A 17,596-nucleotide genomic window follows, 5' to 3' on the forward strand; every position below is an offset into this window, starting at 1 on the left:
GCCGCCGGGTGCCCCGCGTGACGAGCGAGGCGAAAAAACCCGCCAGGATCAGCCGTCGCGCGATCCGGCTGGCGCTCTGGGCGCTGCCGCTGGCGGCGCTCGCCAATATCATATTTTTCCTGTGGACCCTGGATGGGCGGCCGATCGCCTCGATCGCCGAACGGCCCTGGCTGCTCGCGCTGGCCGCCGGGCTCTCGATCGTGCCCTGGTTCACCAATGTCGCGCGGCTCGCCATCTGGTGCCGCTTTCTCGATGTGCCGCTGGCCCTCAAGGGCAATATCCGCGTGATCCTGGGTACCGTGATCGCCAATTCGGTGACGCCGACGGCGACCGGCGGCACCGTCATCAAATGGGGGTTTCTCTGCAACGAGGGGGTGAAGGCCGACAAGGCCGGCACGATCATCTCGATGCAGATCGCCGAGGATACGATCGTGATGCTCGGGATGCTGGCCTTCGCGCTGTTCTACGCTTTCGGTTTCGAGCTGCCCGCGCAGCTGCGCCAGCTCGACTGGGTCGGCGCGCGCGCGTCCACCGCGCAGGCGCTGCTGTTCCTCGTCGCGCTGGCGATGATCCTCGGAACGCTGGTCGGCGCGGCGAAACGCGGCTGGCTGGGCGGCAAGATCGCCCGCGTCACCAACAATCTTTCGGCGCGCGCCGCCGAACTATGGCGCAATGTCGTTTCCGACTGGAAGACGATCCTCAAGGGCGGGAAGCTCGTCGTCCTCGCCAGCATGGGTTTGTCGTTCATCCAATGGGCAGCGCGCTATTCGGTGGCGACCGCGATTATCGGCTTTGCCGGCGGGCAGATGCTGCCGCTGCTCTACTGGGCGCTGCAATGGCTGACCTTCACCTTCAGCACCATGGTGCCGACGCCGGGCGGGGTAGGGGGCACGGAGGCGGCCTTCCTGCTGCTCTATGCGCCTTTCGTCGGCCCGTCGCGGTTGGCTGCGGTCATGGTGATCTGGCGGCTGATACTGTTCTACATACCGACCGGGCTCGCCGCCCTGATCTTCCTGGGCATGCGGGGGCGGGTGCGCGCAGAAGCATAGCCTGGCGCCTGCCGCGGTCTTTTCGGGAATTTGGGGGTATGAGGGGACGGGTTGACGCGAGACCAGTGTAGCAGTCAACCCGTCCCTCATGGGGGTATAGTGGGTTATGGAACGCCTATAACTATGCACCCCCCGTGCCAGTTTTCGACAATCGCGGAAAAGCACGGCTTTCGATGGTATCCGGCCTGTTAACCATGGGCTCTCGTGTAAAATTTCCCGACAAAGCGGCGCGAAAGGCCTTCCGGATTCGACCAACGGCAGGGTTTTCCCGTTTACAGCTGTAATCGTTCTGATTACGCTTGTGGTCGTAACGGAGGTCTTATGGACAAGCGTATCAGCGAAGCCGAGCTTGAGATCATGGAAGCGCTGTGGCGCCGCGCGCCGCTGACGGCGGCGGAAGTCGCCGAGTCCGTGGACGAAGATCGCGGCTGGAGCCCGCAGACGGTGAAGACGTTGCTCTCCCGCCTCGTCTCCAAACAGGCGGTTGCCCATCAAAAGGACGGCCGCCGTTTCCTCTATTCGCCCAATGTGGCGCGCGACGATTATGTCGGCGGCGAATCCCAGCGGCTGGTCGACCGATTGTTCGGTGGCAAGGTCACGCCGCTGGTCGCGCATCTCGCCGAGCGCGACGCGCTCAGCGACGACGATATCGAAGAGATTGAGCGGCTGATCCGGGGGCTGAAATCATGACCGAATGGATATTCGACACGCTTTTATGGACGACGATCCTGATGGCGCTGGTGATGGCGCTGCGCGCGCCGGTGGCGCGGCTGTTCGGTGCCAAGATCGCCTATGCGCTCTGGGTCCTGCCCGCGGCGCGGCTGTTCATGCCGCCGATGATCGAGGAAATCGTCGTGCCGGCGCCAGTCGCGCATCCGGTGGCGGCCCCGGTAACGAGCATGGCGCCCGAAATCGTCGCCTCTGTGCAGGCGATCGAGGCGGCCGGGCCAAACTGGGCCGCTATCGGCATCAGCCTCTGGCTCGGCGGCGCGGCCTTGCTTTTCCTCTGGCGGATCGGCGCCTATCTGCAGGATTGTAGCGAGATTCTGGGAGACGCGCGGGAAATCGAAATAATCGGCGATATCCGGCTGGTCGAGGCGTTCGGCGTGCGCGGTCCGCTCGCCTTCGGCCTGTTCCGCAAATATGTCGCGGTTCCGGCGACCTTTTTCCGCGACTTTTCCGATCGCGAGCGCGAATTGGCGCTCGCCCACGAAGTGTCGCACCACAGGTCCGGCGACCTGTTCGTCAATTTTGCCGCCTTCGTGATTCTCTGCCTGCACTGGTTCAATCCAGTCGCCTGGTATGCCTGGCGCGCCTTCCGGTTCGATCAGGAGGCGGCGTGCGATGCCCGTATCCTGGCCAGCACGCAGGAAGAGGATCATCCCATCTATGGCCGGGCCGTGGCGAAAGCCGCTTCGGGGCGCCCGCTGATGTTCGCAAGTGCGCTCGACAGCACAAACTCCCTGAAGAAAAGGCTCAAAACCATGACCATGAACGACAAAAGCAAATTCCGCCGGATCGCCGGTATCGCGGCGATCGGCACCGGTCTCGCCCTTGCGCTGCCGCTGACGGCGACCGTGAGCTACGCGATTACGCAGGAACCGTCCGCCGAGGAGCGCGAAATGGTCGAAATCGACCCCGATGCCGACATCAACGCGACGCTCGAATTCGAAGGGGATGACGGCACCGAACGCTATGTCCGGGCGATCCAGCGCTCGGAAGAGAGCGGGGACGGCGAAGCGCGCCGCCACGGGATCAGCCGCGAAGAAATTCTCGCCGACATGCCGAGCGAAGCGGAGCTGCGCGCGATGATCCCGAGCCGCGAGGAATTGCGCGCCATGATCCCCGACATCAATATCGAGGAAGGTTGTGACGGCAGCGGCGAGATGGTCCGCGATCTCAGCAGCAGCGACGGCCGGTCGGTCCATCTGATCATCTGCCGCGAAGCGATGGCCGATGTCCGCGGCGCGGCGCTGGAAGGCCTGCGCGAAGCCCGCGCCGAGATTGCGAGCGACCGTGAATTGTCCGGCTCGCTGCGGGCCGAAGTCCTGGCCGAGCTCGATGCGAGCATCGCTGAACTGGCTCGCGAGACCCGTTAGACGGCCCCTGTAGAGCGGGAAACGCGGGGGCGGAGCCTAACGGTTCCGCCCCTTTTGCGTGGCGCCTTGCCTCCTGTTTTTTGGGGCTGCCCTTTCCCCGCCGCGCCAGAATTGCCACATGAGGCGGCATGAAGCTGCCTGACGACATGCCGACCGGCCTATCGATCGAACTGACGCCGCTCGTGCGCCGCATATTGGCGCCCAATCCCTCGCCCTTCACCTATTCCGGCACGCAAACCTATGTCGTCGGCCGCGGCGAGGTCGCGGTGATCGATCCTGGCCCGGCGGACGAGCCGCATATCGACGCGATCCTGAAGGCGGTGGCAGGTGAAACCGTCCGCTATATCGTCTGCACCCACACCCACCGCGATCACAGCCCCGGCGTGATCCCGCTCAAGGCGGCGACGGGCGCGGAAGTTGCCGGTTGCGCGCCGCTGGTGCTGGAGGATGCCGGTCCGCGCGCCGATGCCGCCTTCGATGCCAGTTACGCGCCTGACAGGGTGCTGGAGGACGGAGAGCGGCTTGTCGGGGAGGGCTGGACGCTGGAGACGGTCGCCACGCCCGGCCATACCTCCAACCATCTCTGCTATGCGTTGGTCGAAGAGAATGCGACCTTTACCGGCGATCATATCATGGGCTGGTCGACGACCGTCGTATCGCCGCCCGACGGCGACATGGCCCAGTATATGGCCAGCCTGCAAAAGCTTGTCGATCGCGAGGAAACCCGCTTCTATCCGGCCCATGGCGAGCCGGTCGAAAAGGCGCGGCGCTATGCGCGCGGCCTGATGGGCCATCGCAAGCAGCGCGAGGGCCAGATTTTGCGCGCGATCGATGAGGGACTGCACGCGATCCCCGACATGGTCACGAAAATGTATTCGGGCATCGATCCGCGGCTGCACGGCGCGGCAGGCCGCTCGGTGCTCGCGCACCTGATCGACCTGCGTGATCGCGGCGCGGTGATCCAGAAAGGCGAAACATGGTCGAAGACAGCCGCATAGAGATCGATCCGCCCGAAGGGCCGCGCGGCGAGGGGCCGCGCGGATGGGGCCCCGGCGGGCCGACGCGCGAACCGCCGGTGATCCTGCTGCGCCAGGGCTCGGGCAAATATTGGGCGATGGGATGCCTGCTCGGCTTCCTTGCGCTGATTGCGGTTTTCGTGATGGGTGTGTCGAGCATCGGCGAGCGGCTGTTCGGCGGGGGCCCCGATCCCGAAACCATCGCGACCGCGAGCCTGCAGGGGATGCGCGAACAGAATACGCTCGTGCCCTTCTCCGCCCGCTTCGTGGCGGTCATTACCTCGACCCAGCGGCGCTTCGGGCTTTCGGCACGCAAGACGCTGATCATGCCGGGCGATGTGCGATACGAGCTCGATCTCTCGGCCATCGGCGACGACGATGTCGTCTGGGATGCCGGATCGAACACGCTGCAGGTGACCTTGCCGCCGCTGCGGATCGCCGGGCCGGAGATCGATATCGACGCGATCCGCGAATATGGCGATGGCGGGATATTGATGACCCTGACCGATGCGGAAACCACGCTCGACGATGCCAATCGGGCGGCGGGCCAGCGTTCGCTGCTCGCGCAGGCGCAGGCGGGGCCGGCGATGCGGCTGGCCCGCGATGCCGCGCGCCGGGCGATCGAGCGCAATTTCGAACTGCCGTTGCGCGCCGCCGGGATCGACGCCACGGTTCAGGCCAGTTTCCGGGGCGAACGGGATTCCACGCGGATGGAACGATCCCGCGATGTGCTGGGCGAGATGCGGCGCGAAAGCGCAGCAGAAGGACAGTAGCGCGCTTTTCCGCTACCAATGGTGGAAATGATGACTCAGATTAGCTGTCGGCGGCCATGCGCGCTGCCTTCTCATGCTGTAGGAAATTATATTACGCGGTCGAGCAACGCTGTGTGTGAAGTTTGTAAAGTTCCACGGGTTGTTGTCCGAGACATTCGCCATTTGCCCCCCTATATTGGCCGAAGGAGGCCACAATCATGGACGCACGAGACGGAATAGGCGGCAGCCTAGCCGGGGTAGACATCAAGGACGAAATCAATCGGCTGCGCACCGAGCGCAACGCCGTGATCCTTGCCCATTATTATCAGGAGCCGGAAATCCAGGACATCGCCGATTTCGTCGGCGACAGTCTCGATCTTTCGCGCAAGGCCGCGGAAACCGATGCCGATGTGATCGCCTTTTGCGGTGTGCGCTTCATGGCCGAAACCGCGAAGATATTGAGCCCCGAAAAGATCGTCATCCTGCCGGATATGAATGCCGGATGCAGTCTTGAGGATTCCTGCCCGCCGGACAAGTTCAAGGAATTCCGCGACGCGCATCCCGATCATATCGCGCTCACCTACATCAACTGTTCGGCGGCTGTAAAAGCGCTTTCGGATATCATCGTAACCTCTTCGTCTGCCGAGAAAATTCTTTCGCAGATCCCGATGGACCAGAAGATCATCTTCGCGCCCGACAAGCATCTGGGCGGCTATATGGCGCGCAAGACGGGGCGCGACATGCTGCTCTGGCCCGGCGTCTGCATCGTCCATGAGGCGTTCTCGGAGACCGAGCTTCTGAAGCTCAAGGCCAAGCATCCCGGCGCGCCGGTTCTCGCCCATCCCGAATGCCCGGCGGCGATCCTCGATCATGCCGATCATATCGGCTCGACCAGCTCGATCCTCGCCGAAGCCAAGGCGACCGAGAGCGATACCGTGATCGTCGCGACCGAACCCCACATCATGCACCAGATGGAAAAGGCGCTGCCCGAGGTGACCTTCATCGGTGCGCCGGGGGCGGACGGCAACTGCAACTGCAATATCTGCCCCTATATGGCGCTCAACACGATGGAGAAGCTCTACATCGCGCTGCGCGACCTCCAGCCCCGGATCGAAATGGACGAGGATCTGCGGCTCGAGGCCAAGAAATCGCTCGACCGAATGCTCGAAATGGCGAGCGCGACGGTCGGCATGGGCGATGTCGGCGCGCCGCCGGTGACCGGGGATTGAGGCCCGGGACGATAGCGTGACGGCGATCGCATGATCGCGCGGTTTCGATCCTTCTGGCTGAGCGTCAACGCCAGCTATTGGTTCTATCCGGGGCTGTTTTCGCTGCTCGCGGCGATCCTTGCTTTCGTCACCGTCTATCTCGATCGCAACGGCATGGCCGAATGGCTGAACGAGGTCAGCTGGATCCATTCGAGCCGCCCCGAAGGCGCGCGCACAGTGCTTACGGTGATCGCCGGGTCGATGATCGCGGTCGCCTCCACGGTCTTCTCGATCACCATCGCCGCCGTCGCCTATGCGAGCGGGAATTACGGGCCGCGCCTGCTCACCAATTTCATGCAGGACAAGGGCAACCAGCTTTCGCTCGGCACTTTCATCGCCACCTTCGTCTATGCGCTGATGGTGCTGCGGGTCGTGCGCGGCGAGGATGAGCGGCCCTCTGACGCGGTCGAGGCCGCCGCGACGCAATTGCCGGGCTTCACGCCCCAGCTTTCGCTGCTGATCGCGACGGTGCTTGCGCTCATCGCGGTCGCCGTACTCGTCTTCTTCCTCCACCATATCCCCGACAGCATCCGCATCAACACCGTGCTCAAGGGTATCGGCCAACGGTTGATTTGGGACATTCGCGAACGTTTCCCGGATGAGGATGGCGGCGTCGAACCCGAAAAGCCGGAGCCCGGCGAGGCGGTGCTGGCGACTGCGACCGGCTATGTGAAGATCATCGATTTCGAAACGCTCGATTCCATCGCTGAGGACAAGGGCGGCGTCGTCGCGCTGCGCATCCGTACCGGCGATTTCATCCATCCGCGCAAGCCGATCGCGGAATGGAGCGGGGCGGAACTGACCGACGAGATCGCCGACGCCATCCGCGACTGTTTCAGCGCGGGCGGGATGCGCACGCCGACCCAGGATCTCGAATTCCTGTTCGACGAGCTGGTCGAGATCGCGCTCCGGGCGCTGTCGCCGGGCATCAACGATCCCTTCACGGCGATCACCTCGATGCACTGGCTAGGCGCGGCGATGGCCGAACTCTGCCACCGCGATCTCGATCGCGGCCCCGAACAGGAAAGCTACGATCGCGATCGCGTGCAGCCCCTCGACGATGATTTCGCCCATTTCATGCAGCGCGGTTTCGGTGGCATTCGCGCTTCGGCGGCGGGCAGCGCGATGGCATCCAAAAAGTTCATCGACGTCCTCCAAGATTGCGGTCTTGCCTGCGCATCGAAACAGCGGCGCGACCTGCTGGTCGAAGAGGCGCGCCTGCTTCTCGTCCAGGCGCACACCGCGATGGAGGGGCCGTCGCTCGACGAACTCGAAGCGCGTTTCGCCGAATTCAAATCGGCGATGGCGGATAGGACCGGATAACGGCGTCGCATTGTTTTCGATCGGCTGCTAAGCCGTTCCCGACACATATCTTGGGAGATTATCCTTGCTCAGGACCGCATTCGCCGCGTTGCTCCTCGTCACCCCCGCCCTTGCAGCCGCCCAGGCCGAGGAGGATCCCTATCTCTGGCTCGAGGACATCGAGGGCGAACGCGCGCTGGAACAGGTCGAGCAGTGGAATGCGCGGACCGAGGCCGATCTCGCCGCGACGCCGGGTTTCGACGAACATCGCGCACGGGCGCTCGCCTTGCTCAACGATGAAAATCAGATCGCCGCGCCCGACGAGATTCAGGGCGATCATGTCACCAATTTCTGGATTGATGGCGAGCATCCACGCGGCCTGTGGCGGATTTCGCCACTCGACGCCTATCTTGACGGAACGCCCGAATGGCGCGTGCTGATCGATGTCGGCGCACTCGGCGATGAAGAGGGCACGAGCTGGGTATGGCATGGCGCGAACTGCCTCGCGCCCGATTATACCCGCTGTCTTGTGAGCCTGAGCCCGGGCGGTGGCGATGCCGATGTGACCCGCGAATTCGATGTCGCGGCCGGAGCATTCGTCGAGGATGGCTTCATGATTCCCGAAGCCAAGCACAGCGTGACCTGGCTCGATGCCAATCGCCTCGTCGTCGCAACCGACTATGGCGAGGGTTCGATGACGAACTCCGGCTATGCCCGGATCGCCAAGATCTGGGAGCGCGGCACGCCGCTGTCCGAAGCGCAAACGCTTTTCGAGGGTACGGCCGAGAATATCGGCGTGGGGCCGTTCGCGGCGGTCGACGGCGACCGGCGCTGGGTGTTCCTCTCGCGCAGCCTCACCTTCTGGACGAGCGAGGTGCTTCTGGTCGGTCCCGACGGGCTCCAGCGTGTACCGATGCCGGAGACGGCCTCCGAACAGGACGTGTTCGACGGCCAGTTGATCGTGCGGCTCAATGAAGCGCTCGAAACCGAAAGCGGCGTGCTGCCGAGCGGAGCGCTCGTGGCATACGACCTCACGGCAATCGCGGCGGGTGAAGAGCCGGCGCCAAGCCTCGTCATGGCGCCAAACGAAAGTCAGGCGATTGAGGAGGTCGCCGTGTCGGGCGGTGTGCTGTGGGTGAAGGCGCTCGACGATGTGTCGGGCCGGCTGTTCGCGCTGCGGCGCGCGGAAGACGGCAGCTGGACGCAGGAGGCAATGGCGCTGCCCGACAATGCCACCATCCATATCGCCGCCACCGGCGACGATATTGCACTGGCGACCGTCGAGGGGATGCTGATGCCGCCGTCGCTCTATGCGGTTCATGAAGATGGCCGCGTCGCCGATGTGCAGAGCCTGCCCGCGCAGTTCGATGCTTCCGCTATGACCGTGGAACAGCGTTTCGCGACCTCGGCAGACGGTACGCGCATCCCTTATTTCCTCGTCCGCCCCCGCGACGTCGAGGGGCCGGTGCCGACCTTCATCCACGCCTATGGCGGATTCCGCGCCGCTCAGACGCCGACCTATCTGACGCAGCAGCCCTATCGCTCGGGGCCGCTCGGGCTGTTCTGGGTGGAGGCCGGCAACGCCTATGTGCTCGCCAATATTCGGGGCGGCGGCGAATATGGCCCGGCCTGGCACGAGGCGGCGCTGCGAGAAAATCGCCAGCGCAGCTTCGACGATCTCGCCGCAGTTGGCGAGGATCTGATCGCGACGGGGGTTACGTCGGCGGGCCATCTCGGCATTTCGGGGCGCTCCAACGGCGGCGTGCTTGTCGGCGCTGCCGCGAACCAGCGTCCGGACCTCTATTCGGCGGTGATCTCCGGCTCGCCGCTCACAGACATGCAACGCTATTCGCACCTCCTCGCAGGCGCGAGCTGGATGGGAGAATATGGCAATCCCGATGTGCCCGAGGACTGGGCATTCATGCGGCTCTATTCGCCGTACCAGAATTTGCGCGCGGTCGAGGGTTATCCGGCGACCTTCTACTATCTCTCAACCCTGGATGACCGGGTCCATCCCGGCCATGCCCGCAAGATGGCTGTGCGGCATCAGGAACTCGGCCAGACCTTCTATTTCCGCGAATATCGCGAGGGCGGCCATTCGGTCGGGGCCGACCGGACCGAGGATGCGATGCGCGCCGCGTTGCTCTATGCGTTCCTGAACCGCGAACTGGGGGCCGAATGAGTTTCGCGCTGGACAATTTCGATCTCGACGCCTTCGTCGCCACGACCTTCGTCGAAGATCTTGGCGAGGCCGGCGATATCACCTCGAACGCGGTGATTCCGGCGAACGCGCATTTCCGCGGGATCATGGACAGCCGCGATTCGATCGTCGTTGCCGGACTGAAAATCGCGGAAGCGTTCTTCCGCGCGCTCGATCCGGAAATCGCGATCGAGCGACTGGTTGAGGATGGCGATTTCGTACCCGGCGGGACGGACATCATGTATCTTTCGGGCTCGGCCCGTCCGATGCTGACCGCCGAACGCTCGGCGCTCAACACCGTACAGCATCTGTCGGGCATCGCGACGATGACCCGCAGCTATGTCAACGAGATCGAGGGCACCGGCGCGATCCTGCGCGACACGCGCAAGACCATTCCTGGCATGCGGGTGCTGGAAAAATATGCGACACGGATGGGCGGCGCGGAAAATCATCGCATGGGTCTTTGGGATGCGGCGATGATCAAGGACAATCATGTCGCGGTCGCGGGCTCGGTGGAAGAAGCGGTGCGCCGCGCCGTCGATGCGGGGATTGCGGAGATCATCGTCGAGGTTGATCGTACCGGCCAGATCGAGCCGGCGATCGACGCCGGCGCGACCCAGCTGCTGCTGGACAATATGCCGCCGGAAATGCTGCGCCATGCGGTGCGAATGGTGGGCGAGCGTGTGCCCTGCGAGGCATCGGGCGGTGTGACCCTGGAATCGATCCGCGAGATCGCCGAAACCGGCGTCGATTACATCTCGGTCGGGCGGCTTACCCAGTCGGCGCCCGCCGCCGATATCGGGCTCGATTTCGCCGAGATCTCGTGATGCGCACATGGCTTGGCGTGATGATCGCACTGGCGATGCCGGCGGCGCTCCACGCCCAGGCCCGCGAATGCCGGATACCGGAACGGATTGCGGCTCCGCGCGCGGAAAGTGCGCCGCCCGGCGAACGGCGCATTGCGCCCGTGACGAATTACGTGCTGGCGCTTAGCTGGTCGCCCGAATTCTGCCGGACACGGCGGGGCAGTTCACAGCACCGGCTTCAGTGCGGCGGCATCGCGGGAGGCGGGGCAGGGCGGTTCGGTTTCGTGCTGCACGGCCTGTGGCCCGAAACGGACGGGCCGCGTTGGCCGCAATGGTGCCGCCCCGTCCGGCCCTTGCCGCGACAATTGGTTCGCGAACATCTCTGCACGACGCCTTCGGTCCAGTTGATTCAGCATGAATGGGCGAAGCATGGCAGCTGCGCGATGCGCAATCCGCGCGGCTATTTGCGGGCAGGCAGTATCATGTACCGCGCTTTCCGCTATCCGGACATGAATGCGCTGTCGCGGCGCAGCCTGACGGTTGGCCAGTTCGCGGGGGCTTTCGCCGCGGCCAATCCTGGGGTCTCGCCCGATATGCTCCGCGTCCAGACCAATGGGCGGGGCTGGCTCAGCGAAGTACGGGTCTGCCTTGCGCGCAATTTTCGGCCGCGGCGTTGCCCGTCCTATCAGCGCGGAGCAGCGGACCGCGAACGCATTCGTATCTGGCGAGGCCGGGGCTAACGCAGGCGCTCGCCCTCGACGGTAACCGTCGATGGGTGGTGCTTGTCGAGATGCTTTCTGATGATTCGCAGGTTGCGGGTGTTCGAGCGGAAAATGAAATCGGCCACATTGCCGAGCAGCGGCACCAGGCCGATTACGAAATCGAACCCGATATTGCCGAACATCCGCGCCAGCTTCCATTTCGGCATGCCGAGGTTGCGGGCCTCCCAGACCAGCCATGCACCCATGGAGGCCGCGACAAGATCGCCGAGAACCGGCACGAGACCAAGGATAAAGTCTAGGCCGAACCGGCGATTGATGATCGGCATGGTAAAGCTGCCCTCGAGCAGCAGTTCCATCGCCTCTATGCGCTGGCGGACCGAGGCAGGATCGCGGCCGATTTCGGGCATGGCTTCGGCGATGCGGTCGAAATATTCCTGCTTAACAACCATAGGTAAAACGCTCCAATAAGGCGCTTTTTCCCCGAATGCGCCCTGACGCCCAACCCCCATGTAGGGAGCATGGCCGGCTTTATCCAGTCGGTGGCAGCAGTGCGTCGAGCGGGTGGCTGGCGAACGAATTGACCGTAAAGCCCGATAGTCGGGGCGTGACCAGCGACCAGCGGATCGGGCGGGTCAACGGGATGAAGGGCGCGGCGCTTTGCAGTTCCAATGCGGCCTCGGTGATACGAATGGAGCGGGCGCGCTCCGACGGAGCGTCCTCGATCGCTTGCATCGCCCGGCGAAACGCGTCGCTGCACGGCAGCCGCTGGCCGCAGCGAAATTGCTCCAGATACCAAGTTGCGCTTTCCGTTGCCGCGATCCTGTCCACCAGCCGCAAATCGGCATCCTCGGTCCAGCCGACGCGCGTTACAGGAACCCCGATCGCCGCCCAACTCATCCGGAGCACCGCAAAAATTACGCGGCTGCCGGGCGCATCGGGCAGCGCGATCCGAATTGGCGGAATTTCACCATTGGCCGCCCGCCATTGTGCGACGGCCTGCCGCGCGAATTCACGCCGCATCGGCAGCGCATTGTCCTGCCAGGGCGGAGCGATCGAATAGGCGATCCCCTCGGCCGCTTCCGGGACGATGGTGAAGCGCGGCTCTGCCTCCTGTCGGCCGAAATGATCGGCAAGTGCTGCCCGGTCGATCGCGAGCGAGAGAATCTCGCGGCCCTGCGGCGAAGACACGAACCCGCGCTGTTCGACCACGGCGAGGCCGAACAGGCCTTCCGCGGCGTCGATCCGCAACTGAGCGGTGGGCGGATCGATCGCTTCGGCGATCAGCAGGGTCGTCCAGTCTCCGCCGGTGACAAGGCCGGTCATGCCGGCATCGAACCGCGCGACGGCCATTGCCGCAGGCAGGAAGCGCAGTTCGACCGTCTCGTTCGGCGCGATCGGCAGCGGCGCGGCGGCCTCGCCGTCAACCTCTTCCGGCGGTTCGCGATGCGGCGAGAGCAGGATCATCTCGCTGTCCGGTTCATAGCCCTCGGCGATCTCGAACGGGCCGAGACCGGAGCCGTCGATCAGGATCGCTAGCTCCGGTGCGGCAAGGAGTTGCAGGAAATCGATGCGGGGCCGCTCAAGCACGATCTCCAGGATCTGCGGCGTGACGGCGTTGATATCCTCGATATCGGCGAGCAACGGTGCGAGCGGGTTGCGGCTTCCCGGTCGGCTGGCGTTGCGCAGCACGCGGGCAACCTGCCCGGCCGTAAGCGCCGTCCCGTCGTTCCAGGTGACATCGTTGAGCCGGAACACGTAGGTCCGCCCGTCGTCGAGCACCGTCCAGCGCTGGGCGAGCCCCGGATCGATTTGGCCTTCGGCATCGCGGCGGACGAGGCCCTGTGCGGTCGCGGCGAGCAACAGCGCGGCTTCGCGCGAAGGGGAGGCCGTGATCTGCGTCCGGAATTCGCGCGCTTCGCCGATCATGTCGACGCGCACCGGTGCGCCATCGTCGCCGCCCGAACAGGCCGCCAGAGCGAGAGCTAGCGCAGGAAGGAAGCGGCGGAACATGTCGCCCAGCGCATTAGCATGTCGGGCGGCGATGCACAGGCACATTGAGCCGCAGGAGCCGCGCAGCGAAGCGCTTTTTCGGAGGATGCGGAAAGGGCAGACCCTGAAGCGGGCCCGCGTCGTCTCCGTTCCACTTTTGAGGGTTCAGCCCTCAAACGATCTGCGAACCGGAAACGGCGCGACCGCTGCGCGGCCCTAGCACTGGCCCTTTCTGCCGAAGACAGGGGCTTCGTGCACAACGGGCGGAGCATGGGCATCGAGAACCACATCGAACTGCCGTTCGTTGAGCGGTTCCCAGAATTCGCAGCCCGCCTGTTTTCCGACCGTCCATACGACAGTGGCGCGCATCCGGGCGAGCGGCGGCATTTCGATATCGACTCGCTGGCCGGTTGCCAAACCGACCCAATCTTCCACCATGAAGCCGCCCTTGGAAACATTGCGCACGACGACGCTTTGGGGACCGTGATTCTTGCCCCCGAGTCGCGCGCGAATGTCGGCTGCGACCCGGCCGAACACACGGCGTTCTGCGGGTTTTTCGGCATAGAGTTTTGACGCGATGAGCATGGTATTTGGCCTCCCTCCGTGACAGATTGTCGATGAGGTGCAACCAATTGGTTAACGGCCCGGTGGCCTTTTTCATTTGCTCTCGTGTCAGGCTGAACGCAGCCGGTTCCAAGGGCCAGTTATCGCAAGGGTAAAGCCCGGTTCCTGAATGTTTACGAACAGAACCTGGCCATCGGGTGAGAAGCAGGCGCCGCAAAATTCACTCTGCCGCGCTTGGACGTTTTCAGCGAGATCGTAGATCTCGCCGCCGGGCGTCAGGCCGCGCAAATAGGAAGAATTTTCGCCATCCTCGCACAGGATCAGGTCGCCCCAGGGCGCTGCCGCAATATTGTCGCACATGTCGAGTTCGTCCGCGCCGGGCGATTCGTAGATTAGCGTCAGCTGGCCGGGCTCGCTCTCTTCGCCCGGCTGGCCTTCATCGGTCGACGGCGAATAGCGCCACACCTGGCCCGTCCGTTGCGCCCCCCCCTGGGTGCAGGTGAAGAAGATTTCGCCACGCCGGCTTTCCGGGTGGATGGCGAAAGCCATGCCTTCACCGCGAAGGAAGCGCGCCGCGCCGGCGGCATGGCCGCGCTCTGCGAGATCGCCATCAGGCGCCTCGACCGCATCAAGATCGACCCAGTGAATAGCGAAGGATTGGCCTTGGTCGATATGGCCGAGCCCCGGCCCGCCCCAGTCCCTTGGCCAGTTGCTGGTATCGGCGGACTCTCGGCCGCGTATCGCTAACGCTTGAAGGCGGCCGCCGCGATGCAGTTCGCCCGGCGCCGTGGGCAGGAATCGGTAGAAAAGGCCGGTGCGGCTGTCCTCGGTTAGATAGACGATGCCCGTCGCTGGATCGACGGCGACCGCCTCGTGCGCAAAGCGTCCCATGGCGGTAAGCGGGACCGGTGCGATAACCCCGATGGCGGAGGAAGGCGTTTCGAAAACGAAGCCGTGTTGTCGGCCCGCGCCGTCCCCTGGCCCCACGGTCGATTCCTCGCAGCTGAGCCACGAACCCCAGGGCGTCGCGCCGCCGGCGCAATTCGCGGCGGTGCCCGCAAGGACAAGGAAATCCTCCTCGAGCATGCCGGCTTCAAGATTATAGACGGCCTTGGTCACCCCGCCGAAAAAGGGCCGGCCATCGGCGCGTCGATCGTCGTAGAGCGTGCCATCCGCGAGGCGGACCGCGAGGGCATCGTCAGCCCCGAAGGGGCTGCCTCCTTCGGTATCGGGCCAGTTTTCATGATTGCGCATCAGGATGCAGCGCGCGGCGTCCCCGGGATAGGCGAAACAGGCCATGCCGTCCGGTCGGCCGGGGCGCAGAAATCCGTCGGCCATTGTGCCGCCTGTGGTCGATACGATGCGGTAGGAAAAACCTTCAGGCAGATCGAGTATGCCTTCGGGATCGGGAAGCAAGGGCATCCGCGCGTTCGAACTATGGGCATGCGCCAGGCCCGGAAGCGACACGGCAGCATAATACATGCCGGCCGCCTGCGCGGTGATCAGGAAAGTTCTGCGGGATATCGTCATCGTCGAAGCCTTTTGTGCAGAGCCACCGTTACCGGCCTTCGATGAAAAAGCCGTGACGGTTGGCGTGAAAAGGCCAATTCGACGAACCCCAACCCCGGTTCCACCAGCCGGATGGTGCGGACGGCGGGAATCGAACCCGCACTCCCTTACGGGAAACAGATTTTAAGTCTGCAGCGTCTACCAGTTCCGCCACGTCCGCATGGCGCACGCCTGACGGCAGCGGACGGCGCGGTCAAGCCCGACGCGTGAACCTTGGGCGCGCTGCACGGGAGACACGCGAAGGCTGGATATTGCCCGCGCAACCGTCAAGAGTGCCGGTATGGCCAGCACCAGTCACAACGACCTCGAACGATCGCCAGTCGCGATCGGCGGCTTGGGCGGCAGCGGGACGCGTGTCGTCGCGCAGCTTTTTCGCGATGCCGGTTTCTATATCGGTGCCGATATCAACCGTATGAACGACAATCTGTGGGCGGTCCTGCTGTTCAACTGGACGCACATTCTGGAGGTGTCGGATCAAGAGTTCCAGGAGATATCGGCGCTCTTTTTTCAGAGAATGCGCGGCGAAATTCCCAGCCCGGACAGCGCGACTGCGCGGAGCGTGGCGAGGTTGGCACGGCGAGCCCATGACCAGTTCGAACCGGGATGGCTGGAGGCACGGGCGGCCACCTTCATGAATCCGCAATTTCCCGGCAGCGGATCGCGGCGCTGGGGTTGGAAATGTCCACCGATTCACACTGTCGTTGACCGCCTCTTGGGTTGGGACACGGAACTTCTCTACGTTCATGTCGTGCGGCATGGCCTCGACATGGCTTACAGCAGCAATAAGAACCAGCTCAACTACTGGGGGGCGGCGGTGCTGGGCCGGGACATCGCCCAGACGCCGTCCGACGCGCTAGCATATTGGTGTCGTGTCGAGCGCCAGGTGCGGCTGGTCGCGGACCGATATCCGGACCGGGTTTTCATTCTGGATTTCGACCGGTTTTGCGATGATCCCGCCAAATGGGGTGGGCGCCTTCTCCGGTATTGCGGCCTGCCTGATGCAGACGCAGCGGCAGCAGGGTTTGCCAATCAGGTAAAGCCGCTCGCATCGAGGGGGCGTTTTCGCCGGTTCGGCATCGAATCCTTCGATTCCAAGGAGATGGAATTTGTCGCCAGTTGCGGTTACGCCGTAACATAACCGGAAAGCCTTTCGTCCGCCTTCGCGTTTCCTGCGGAAGTGATCGAAAAATGTGGAGCGTCGAATGAGCCTCGAGGAAGAACTTCTCGATTCGCGGAGTCTGAAGGCGGGAGACGTGCACTACAGGGCCTATGTTGGCCCCCCCAATCAATATGATTTCATGGGGGCGACGCAGTTCCGTTTGCTGACCATGCTGGGCCTCCGGGAGGAGCATCGGCTGCTCGATCTCGGATGCGGCTCGTTGAGGGCGGGGCGGCTATTGCTGGCCTATCTGCTGCCCGGCCGGTATTGCGGCGTCGATCCGAACCGTTGGCTTATAGAGAAGGCTGTCGCGACCGAGATCGGCCAGGAGATGCTGGCAATCAAGCAACCCCTGTTCAGCCATTCGGATAATTTTGAACTGGAGGAGCTTGGACGGACATTCGATTTCGTCGTCGCCCAGTCGATATTCTCCCATACCGGCAAGGCACTCCTCGAACGTGGCATAGAGGCGGTTTCGAAAGTGCTGGATGAGCACGGGCAGTTTTTGTTCACCGTGCTGACCGAGGGGGCGCCGGCTTATGAGCGTTTCGAACAAGGAAAAGATATCGCTGGCTGGGAATATCCCGCCTGTGTGACCTTTCCTGAAAGCGAAATCGTCGAGCTTTCCGGCCGCTACGGACTTATCAGCGAACGGTTGGCCTGGTTTCACCCACGCCAAATCTGGTACCGCGCGGTGCGCGATCCCGAATTGGTTCTTGGTGCCCTGACAAGCGAACTGGGCTCTGGACGCGTCTTCTTTGACCCCAGGTTTCCCTGACGGCATTCGAAGTACGGTCCTTTAGGCAACGCCCCTAGAAGTTCAGGCGCTCCCGCATTTCCTTGCCAGGCTTGAAATAGGGCACGCGCTTGGCCGGAACCTGGACGGCATCGCCAGTCCGGGGATTGCGGCCGACGCGTGCCTTGCGCTGGCGGGTCGAGAATGCGCCGAAGCCGCGAAGCTCAACGCGGCCGCCCCGAGCAAGCTGCTCGGTGATGGCATTGAAGAAACTGTTTACGAGGCGTTCGACATCTTTCGAAGAGAGGTCGGGATTATCCGCCGCGATCTTTTGCACGAGTTCCGATCGGATCATTAAGGGTTCC

Annotated in this window: 17 protein-coding genes and 1 tRNA gene; 12 read left to right on the forward strand and 6 right to left on the reverse strand. The window is 63.7% G+C overall.

Going from position 1 to position 17,596, the window contains the following annotated elements:
- Positions 1–8 precede the first annotated feature (8 nt).
- The 10 genes from H6P80_RS06450 to H6P80_RS06495 all read left to right on the forward strand — a co-directional run bounded on the left by H6P80_RS06450 (position 9) and on the right by H6P80_RS06495 (position 11,232).
- On the forward strand, positions 9–1,049 hold the full coding sequence (locus H6P80_RS06450; protein WP_185800478.1) for a lysylphosphatidylglycerol synthase transmembrane domain-containing protein: 1,041 nt from the start codon (positions 9–11) through the stop codon (positions 1,047–1,049).
- Positions 1,050–1,370: 321 nt separating this feature from the next.
- Positions 1,371–1,739: a BlaI/MecI/CopY family transcriptional regulator gene (locus H6P80_RS06455; RefSeq protein ID WP_185800479.1), complete on the forward strand. Its 369-nt coding sequence runs from the start codon at positions 1,371–1,373 to the stop codon at positions 1,737–1,739.
- Positions 1,736–3,148: a M56 family metallopeptidase gene (locus H6P80_RS06460; RefSeq protein ID WP_185800480.1), complete on the forward strand. Its 1,413-nt coding sequence runs from the start codon at positions 1,736–1,738 to the stop codon at positions 3,146–3,148. The genes H6P80_RS06455 and H6P80_RS06460 overlap by 4 nt, the downstream gene beginning before the upstream one ends.
- 128 nt (positions 3,149–3,276) lie before the next feature.
- A complete protein-coding gene (locus tag H6P80_RS06465; protein ID WP_185800481.1) occupies positions 3,277–4,146 on the forward strand; it encodes an MBL fold metallo-hydrolase in 870 nt (289 codons plus the stop codon).
- Complete coding sequence (locus H6P80_RS06470) at positions 4,125–4,937, forward strand: DUF4230 domain-containing protein (RefSeq protein WP_235973737.1); 813 nt, start codon at positions 4,125–4,127, stop codon at positions 4,935–4,937. Before H6P80_RS06465 ends, H6P80_RS06470 begins: the two co-directional genes overlap by 22 nt.
- A 197-nt stretch (positions 4,938–5,134) precedes the next feature.
- Positions 5,135–6,145, forward strand: a complete 1,011-nt coding sequence (gene nadA / locus H6P80_RS06475) for a quinolinate synthase NadA (RefSeq protein WP_185800482.1) — start codon at positions 5,135–5,137, stop codon at positions 6,143–6,145.
- Positions 6,146–6,175: 30 nt separating this feature from the next.
- The gene (locus tag H6P80_RS06480; RefSeq protein WP_185800483.1) at positions 6,176–7,507 is read left to right on the forward strand and encodes a DUF2254 domain-containing protein; all 1,332 of its coding nucleotides are present in this window, start codon (positions 6,176–6,178) and stop codon (positions 7,505–7,507) included.
- A 64-nt stretch (positions 7,508–7,571) separates the two neighbouring features.
- Positions 7,572–9,668, forward strand: a complete 2,097-nt coding sequence (locus H6P80_RS06485) for a prolyl oligopeptidase family serine peptidase (RefSeq protein ID WP_185800484.1) — start codon at positions 7,572–7,574, stop codon at positions 9,666–9,668.
- Complete coding sequence (gene nadC / locus H6P80_RS06490) at positions 9,665–10,513, forward strand: carboxylating nicotinate-nucleotide diphosphorylase (protein WP_185800485.1); 849 nt, start codon at positions 9,665–9,667, stop codon at positions 10,511–10,513. The genes H6P80_RS06485 and nadC overlap by 4 nt, the downstream gene beginning before the upstream one ends.
- Positions 10,513–11,232 (forward strand): ribonuclease T2 family protein, encoded by a 720-nt coding sequence (locus H6P80_RS06495; RefSeq protein WP_185800486.1) that lies wholly within the window; start codon positions 10,513–10,515, stop codon positions 11,230–11,232. Before nadC ends, H6P80_RS06495 begins: the two co-directional genes overlap by 1 nt.
- Here the strand turns inward: H6P80_RS06495 and H6P80_RS06500 are convergent.
- The 5 genes from H6P80_RS06500 to H6P80_RS06520 all read right to left on the reverse strand — a co-directional run bounded on the left by H6P80_RS06500 (position 11,229) and on the right by H6P80_RS06520 (position 15,496).
- A complete protein-coding gene (locus tag H6P80_RS06500) occupies positions 11,229–11,663 on the reverse strand; it encodes a DUF4112 domain-containing protein (protein ID WP_185800487.1) in 435 nt (144 codons plus the stop codon). The genes H6P80_RS06495 and H6P80_RS06500 overlap by 4 nt on opposite strands.
- Before the next feature lie 79 nt (positions 11,664–11,742).
- Positions 11,743–13,224, reverse strand: coding sequence for an ABC transporter substrate-binding protein (locus tag H6P80_RS06505; RefSeq protein ID WP_185800488.1), 1,482 nt, complete (start codon positions 13,222–13,224; stop codon positions 11,743–11,745).
- A 195-nt stretch (positions 13,225–13,419) separates the two neighbouring features.
- Positions 13,420–13,788 (reverse strand): PilZ domain-containing protein, encoded by a 369-nt coding sequence (locus tag H6P80_RS06510; protein ID WP_185800489.1) that lies wholly within the window; start codon positions 13,786–13,788, stop codon positions 13,420–13,422.
- 87 nt (positions 13,789–13,875) lie between these two features.
- Positions 13,876–15,297 carry an alkaline phosphatase PhoX gene (locus H6P80_RS06515; RefSeq protein WP_185800490.1) on the reverse strand — a complete coding sequence of 474 codons (1,422 nt, stop codon included), beginning with the start codon at positions 15,295–15,297 and terminating at the stop codon, positions 13,876–13,878.
- A gap of 112 nt (positions 15,298–15,409) precedes the next feature.
- A tRNA-Leu gene (locus tag H6P80_RS06520) sits at positions 15,410–15,496 on the reverse strand.
- A gap of 120 nt (positions 15,497–15,616) precedes the next feature.
- On the opposite strand from H6P80_RS06520, the gene H6P80_RS06525 reads away from it, so the two are divergent.
- Positions 15,617–16,474, forward strand: a complete 858-nt coding sequence (locus H6P80_RS06525) for a sulfotransferase (RefSeq protein WP_185800491.1) — start codon at positions 15,617–15,619, stop codon at positions 16,472–16,474.
- A 64-nt stretch (positions 16,475–16,538) separates the two neighbouring features.
- Positions 16,539–17,273, forward strand: a complete 735-nt coding sequence (locus H6P80_RS06530) for a methyltransferase (RefSeq protein WP_185800492.1) — start codon at positions 16,539–16,541, stop codon at positions 17,271–17,273.
- Positions 17,274–17,307: 34 nt separating this feature from the next.
- On the opposite strand, the gene H6P80_RS06535 is transcribed toward H6P80_RS06530, so the two are convergent.
- On the reverse strand, positions 17,308–17,586 hold the full coding sequence (locus tag H6P80_RS06535; RefSeq protein ID WP_185800493.1) for an integration host factor subunit beta: 279 nt from the start codon (positions 17,584–17,586) through the stop codon (positions 17,308–17,310).
- Positions 17,587–17,596: the final 10 nt, after the last annotated feature.

The sequence above is a fragment of the Parasphingopyxis marina genome, assembly GCF_014237875.1.
In the GTDB taxonomy this organism is placed as follows: domain Bacteria; phylum Pseudomonadota; class Alphaproteobacteria; order Sphingomonadales; family Sphingomonadaceae; genus Parasphingopyxis; species Parasphingopyxis marina.

Bases quoted from the DNA above. Each gene is read 5' to 3' on its own strand.
- H6P80_RS06455 (WP_185800479.1), top strand. From the start codon at position 1,371: ATGGACAAGCGTATCAGCGAAGCCGAGCTTGAGATCATGGAAGCGCTG.
- H6P80_RS06460 (WP_185800480.1), top strand. From the start codon at position 1,736: ATGACCGAATGGATATTCGACACGCTTTTATGGACGACGATCCTGATG.
- H6P80_RS06465 (WP_185800481.1), top strand. From the start codon at position 3,277: ATGAAGCTGCCTGACGACATGCCGACCGGCCTATCGATCGAACTGACG.
- H6P80_RS06470 (WP_235973737.1), top strand. From the start codon at position 4,125: ATGGTCGAAGACAGCCGCATAGAGATCGATCCGCCCGAAGGGCCGCGC.
- nadA (WP_185800482.1), top strand. From the start codon at position 5,135: ATGGACGCACGAGACGGAATAGGCGGCAGCCTAGCCGGGGTAGACATC.
- H6P80_RS06480 (WP_185800483.1), top strand. From the start codon at position 6,176: ATGATCGCGCGGTTTCGATCCTTCTGGCTGAGCGTCAACGCCAGCTAT.
- nadC (WP_185800485.1), top strand. From the start codon at position 9,665: ATGAGTTTCGCGCTGGACAATTTCGATCTCGACGCCTTCGTCGCCACG.
- H6P80_RS06495 (WP_185800486.1), top strand. From the start codon at position 10,513: ATGCGCACATGGCTTGGCGTGATGATCGCACTGGCGATGCCGGCGGCG.
- H6P80_RS06500 (WP_185800487.1), bottom strand. From the start codon at position 11,663: ATGGTTGTTAAGCAGGAATATTTCGACCGCATCGCCGAAGCCATGCCC.
- H6P80_RS06505 (WP_185800488.1), bottom strand. From the start codon at position 13,224: ATGTTCCGCCGCTTCCTTCCTGCGCTAGCTCTCGCTCTGGCGGCCTGT.
- H6P80_RS06510 (WP_185800489.1), bottom strand. From the start codon at position 13,788: ATGCTCATCGCGTCAAAACTCTATGCCGAAAAACCCGCAGAACGCCGT.
- H6P80_RS06515 (WP_185800490.1), bottom strand. From the start codon at position 15,297: ATGACGATATCCCGCAGAACTTTCCTGATCACCGCGCAGGCGGCCGGC.
- H6P80_RS06525 (WP_185800491.1), top strand. From the start codon at position 15,617: ATGGCCAGCACCAGTCACAACGACCTCGAACGATCGCCAGTCGCGATC.
- H6P80_RS06530 (WP_185800492.1), top strand. From the start codon at position 16,539: ATGAGCCTCGAGGAAGAACTTCTCGATTCGCGGAGTCTGAAGGCGGGA.
- H6P80_RS06535 (WP_185800493.1), bottom strand. From the start codon at position 17,586: ATGATCCGATCGGAACTCGTGCAAAAGATCGCGGCGGATAATCCCGAC.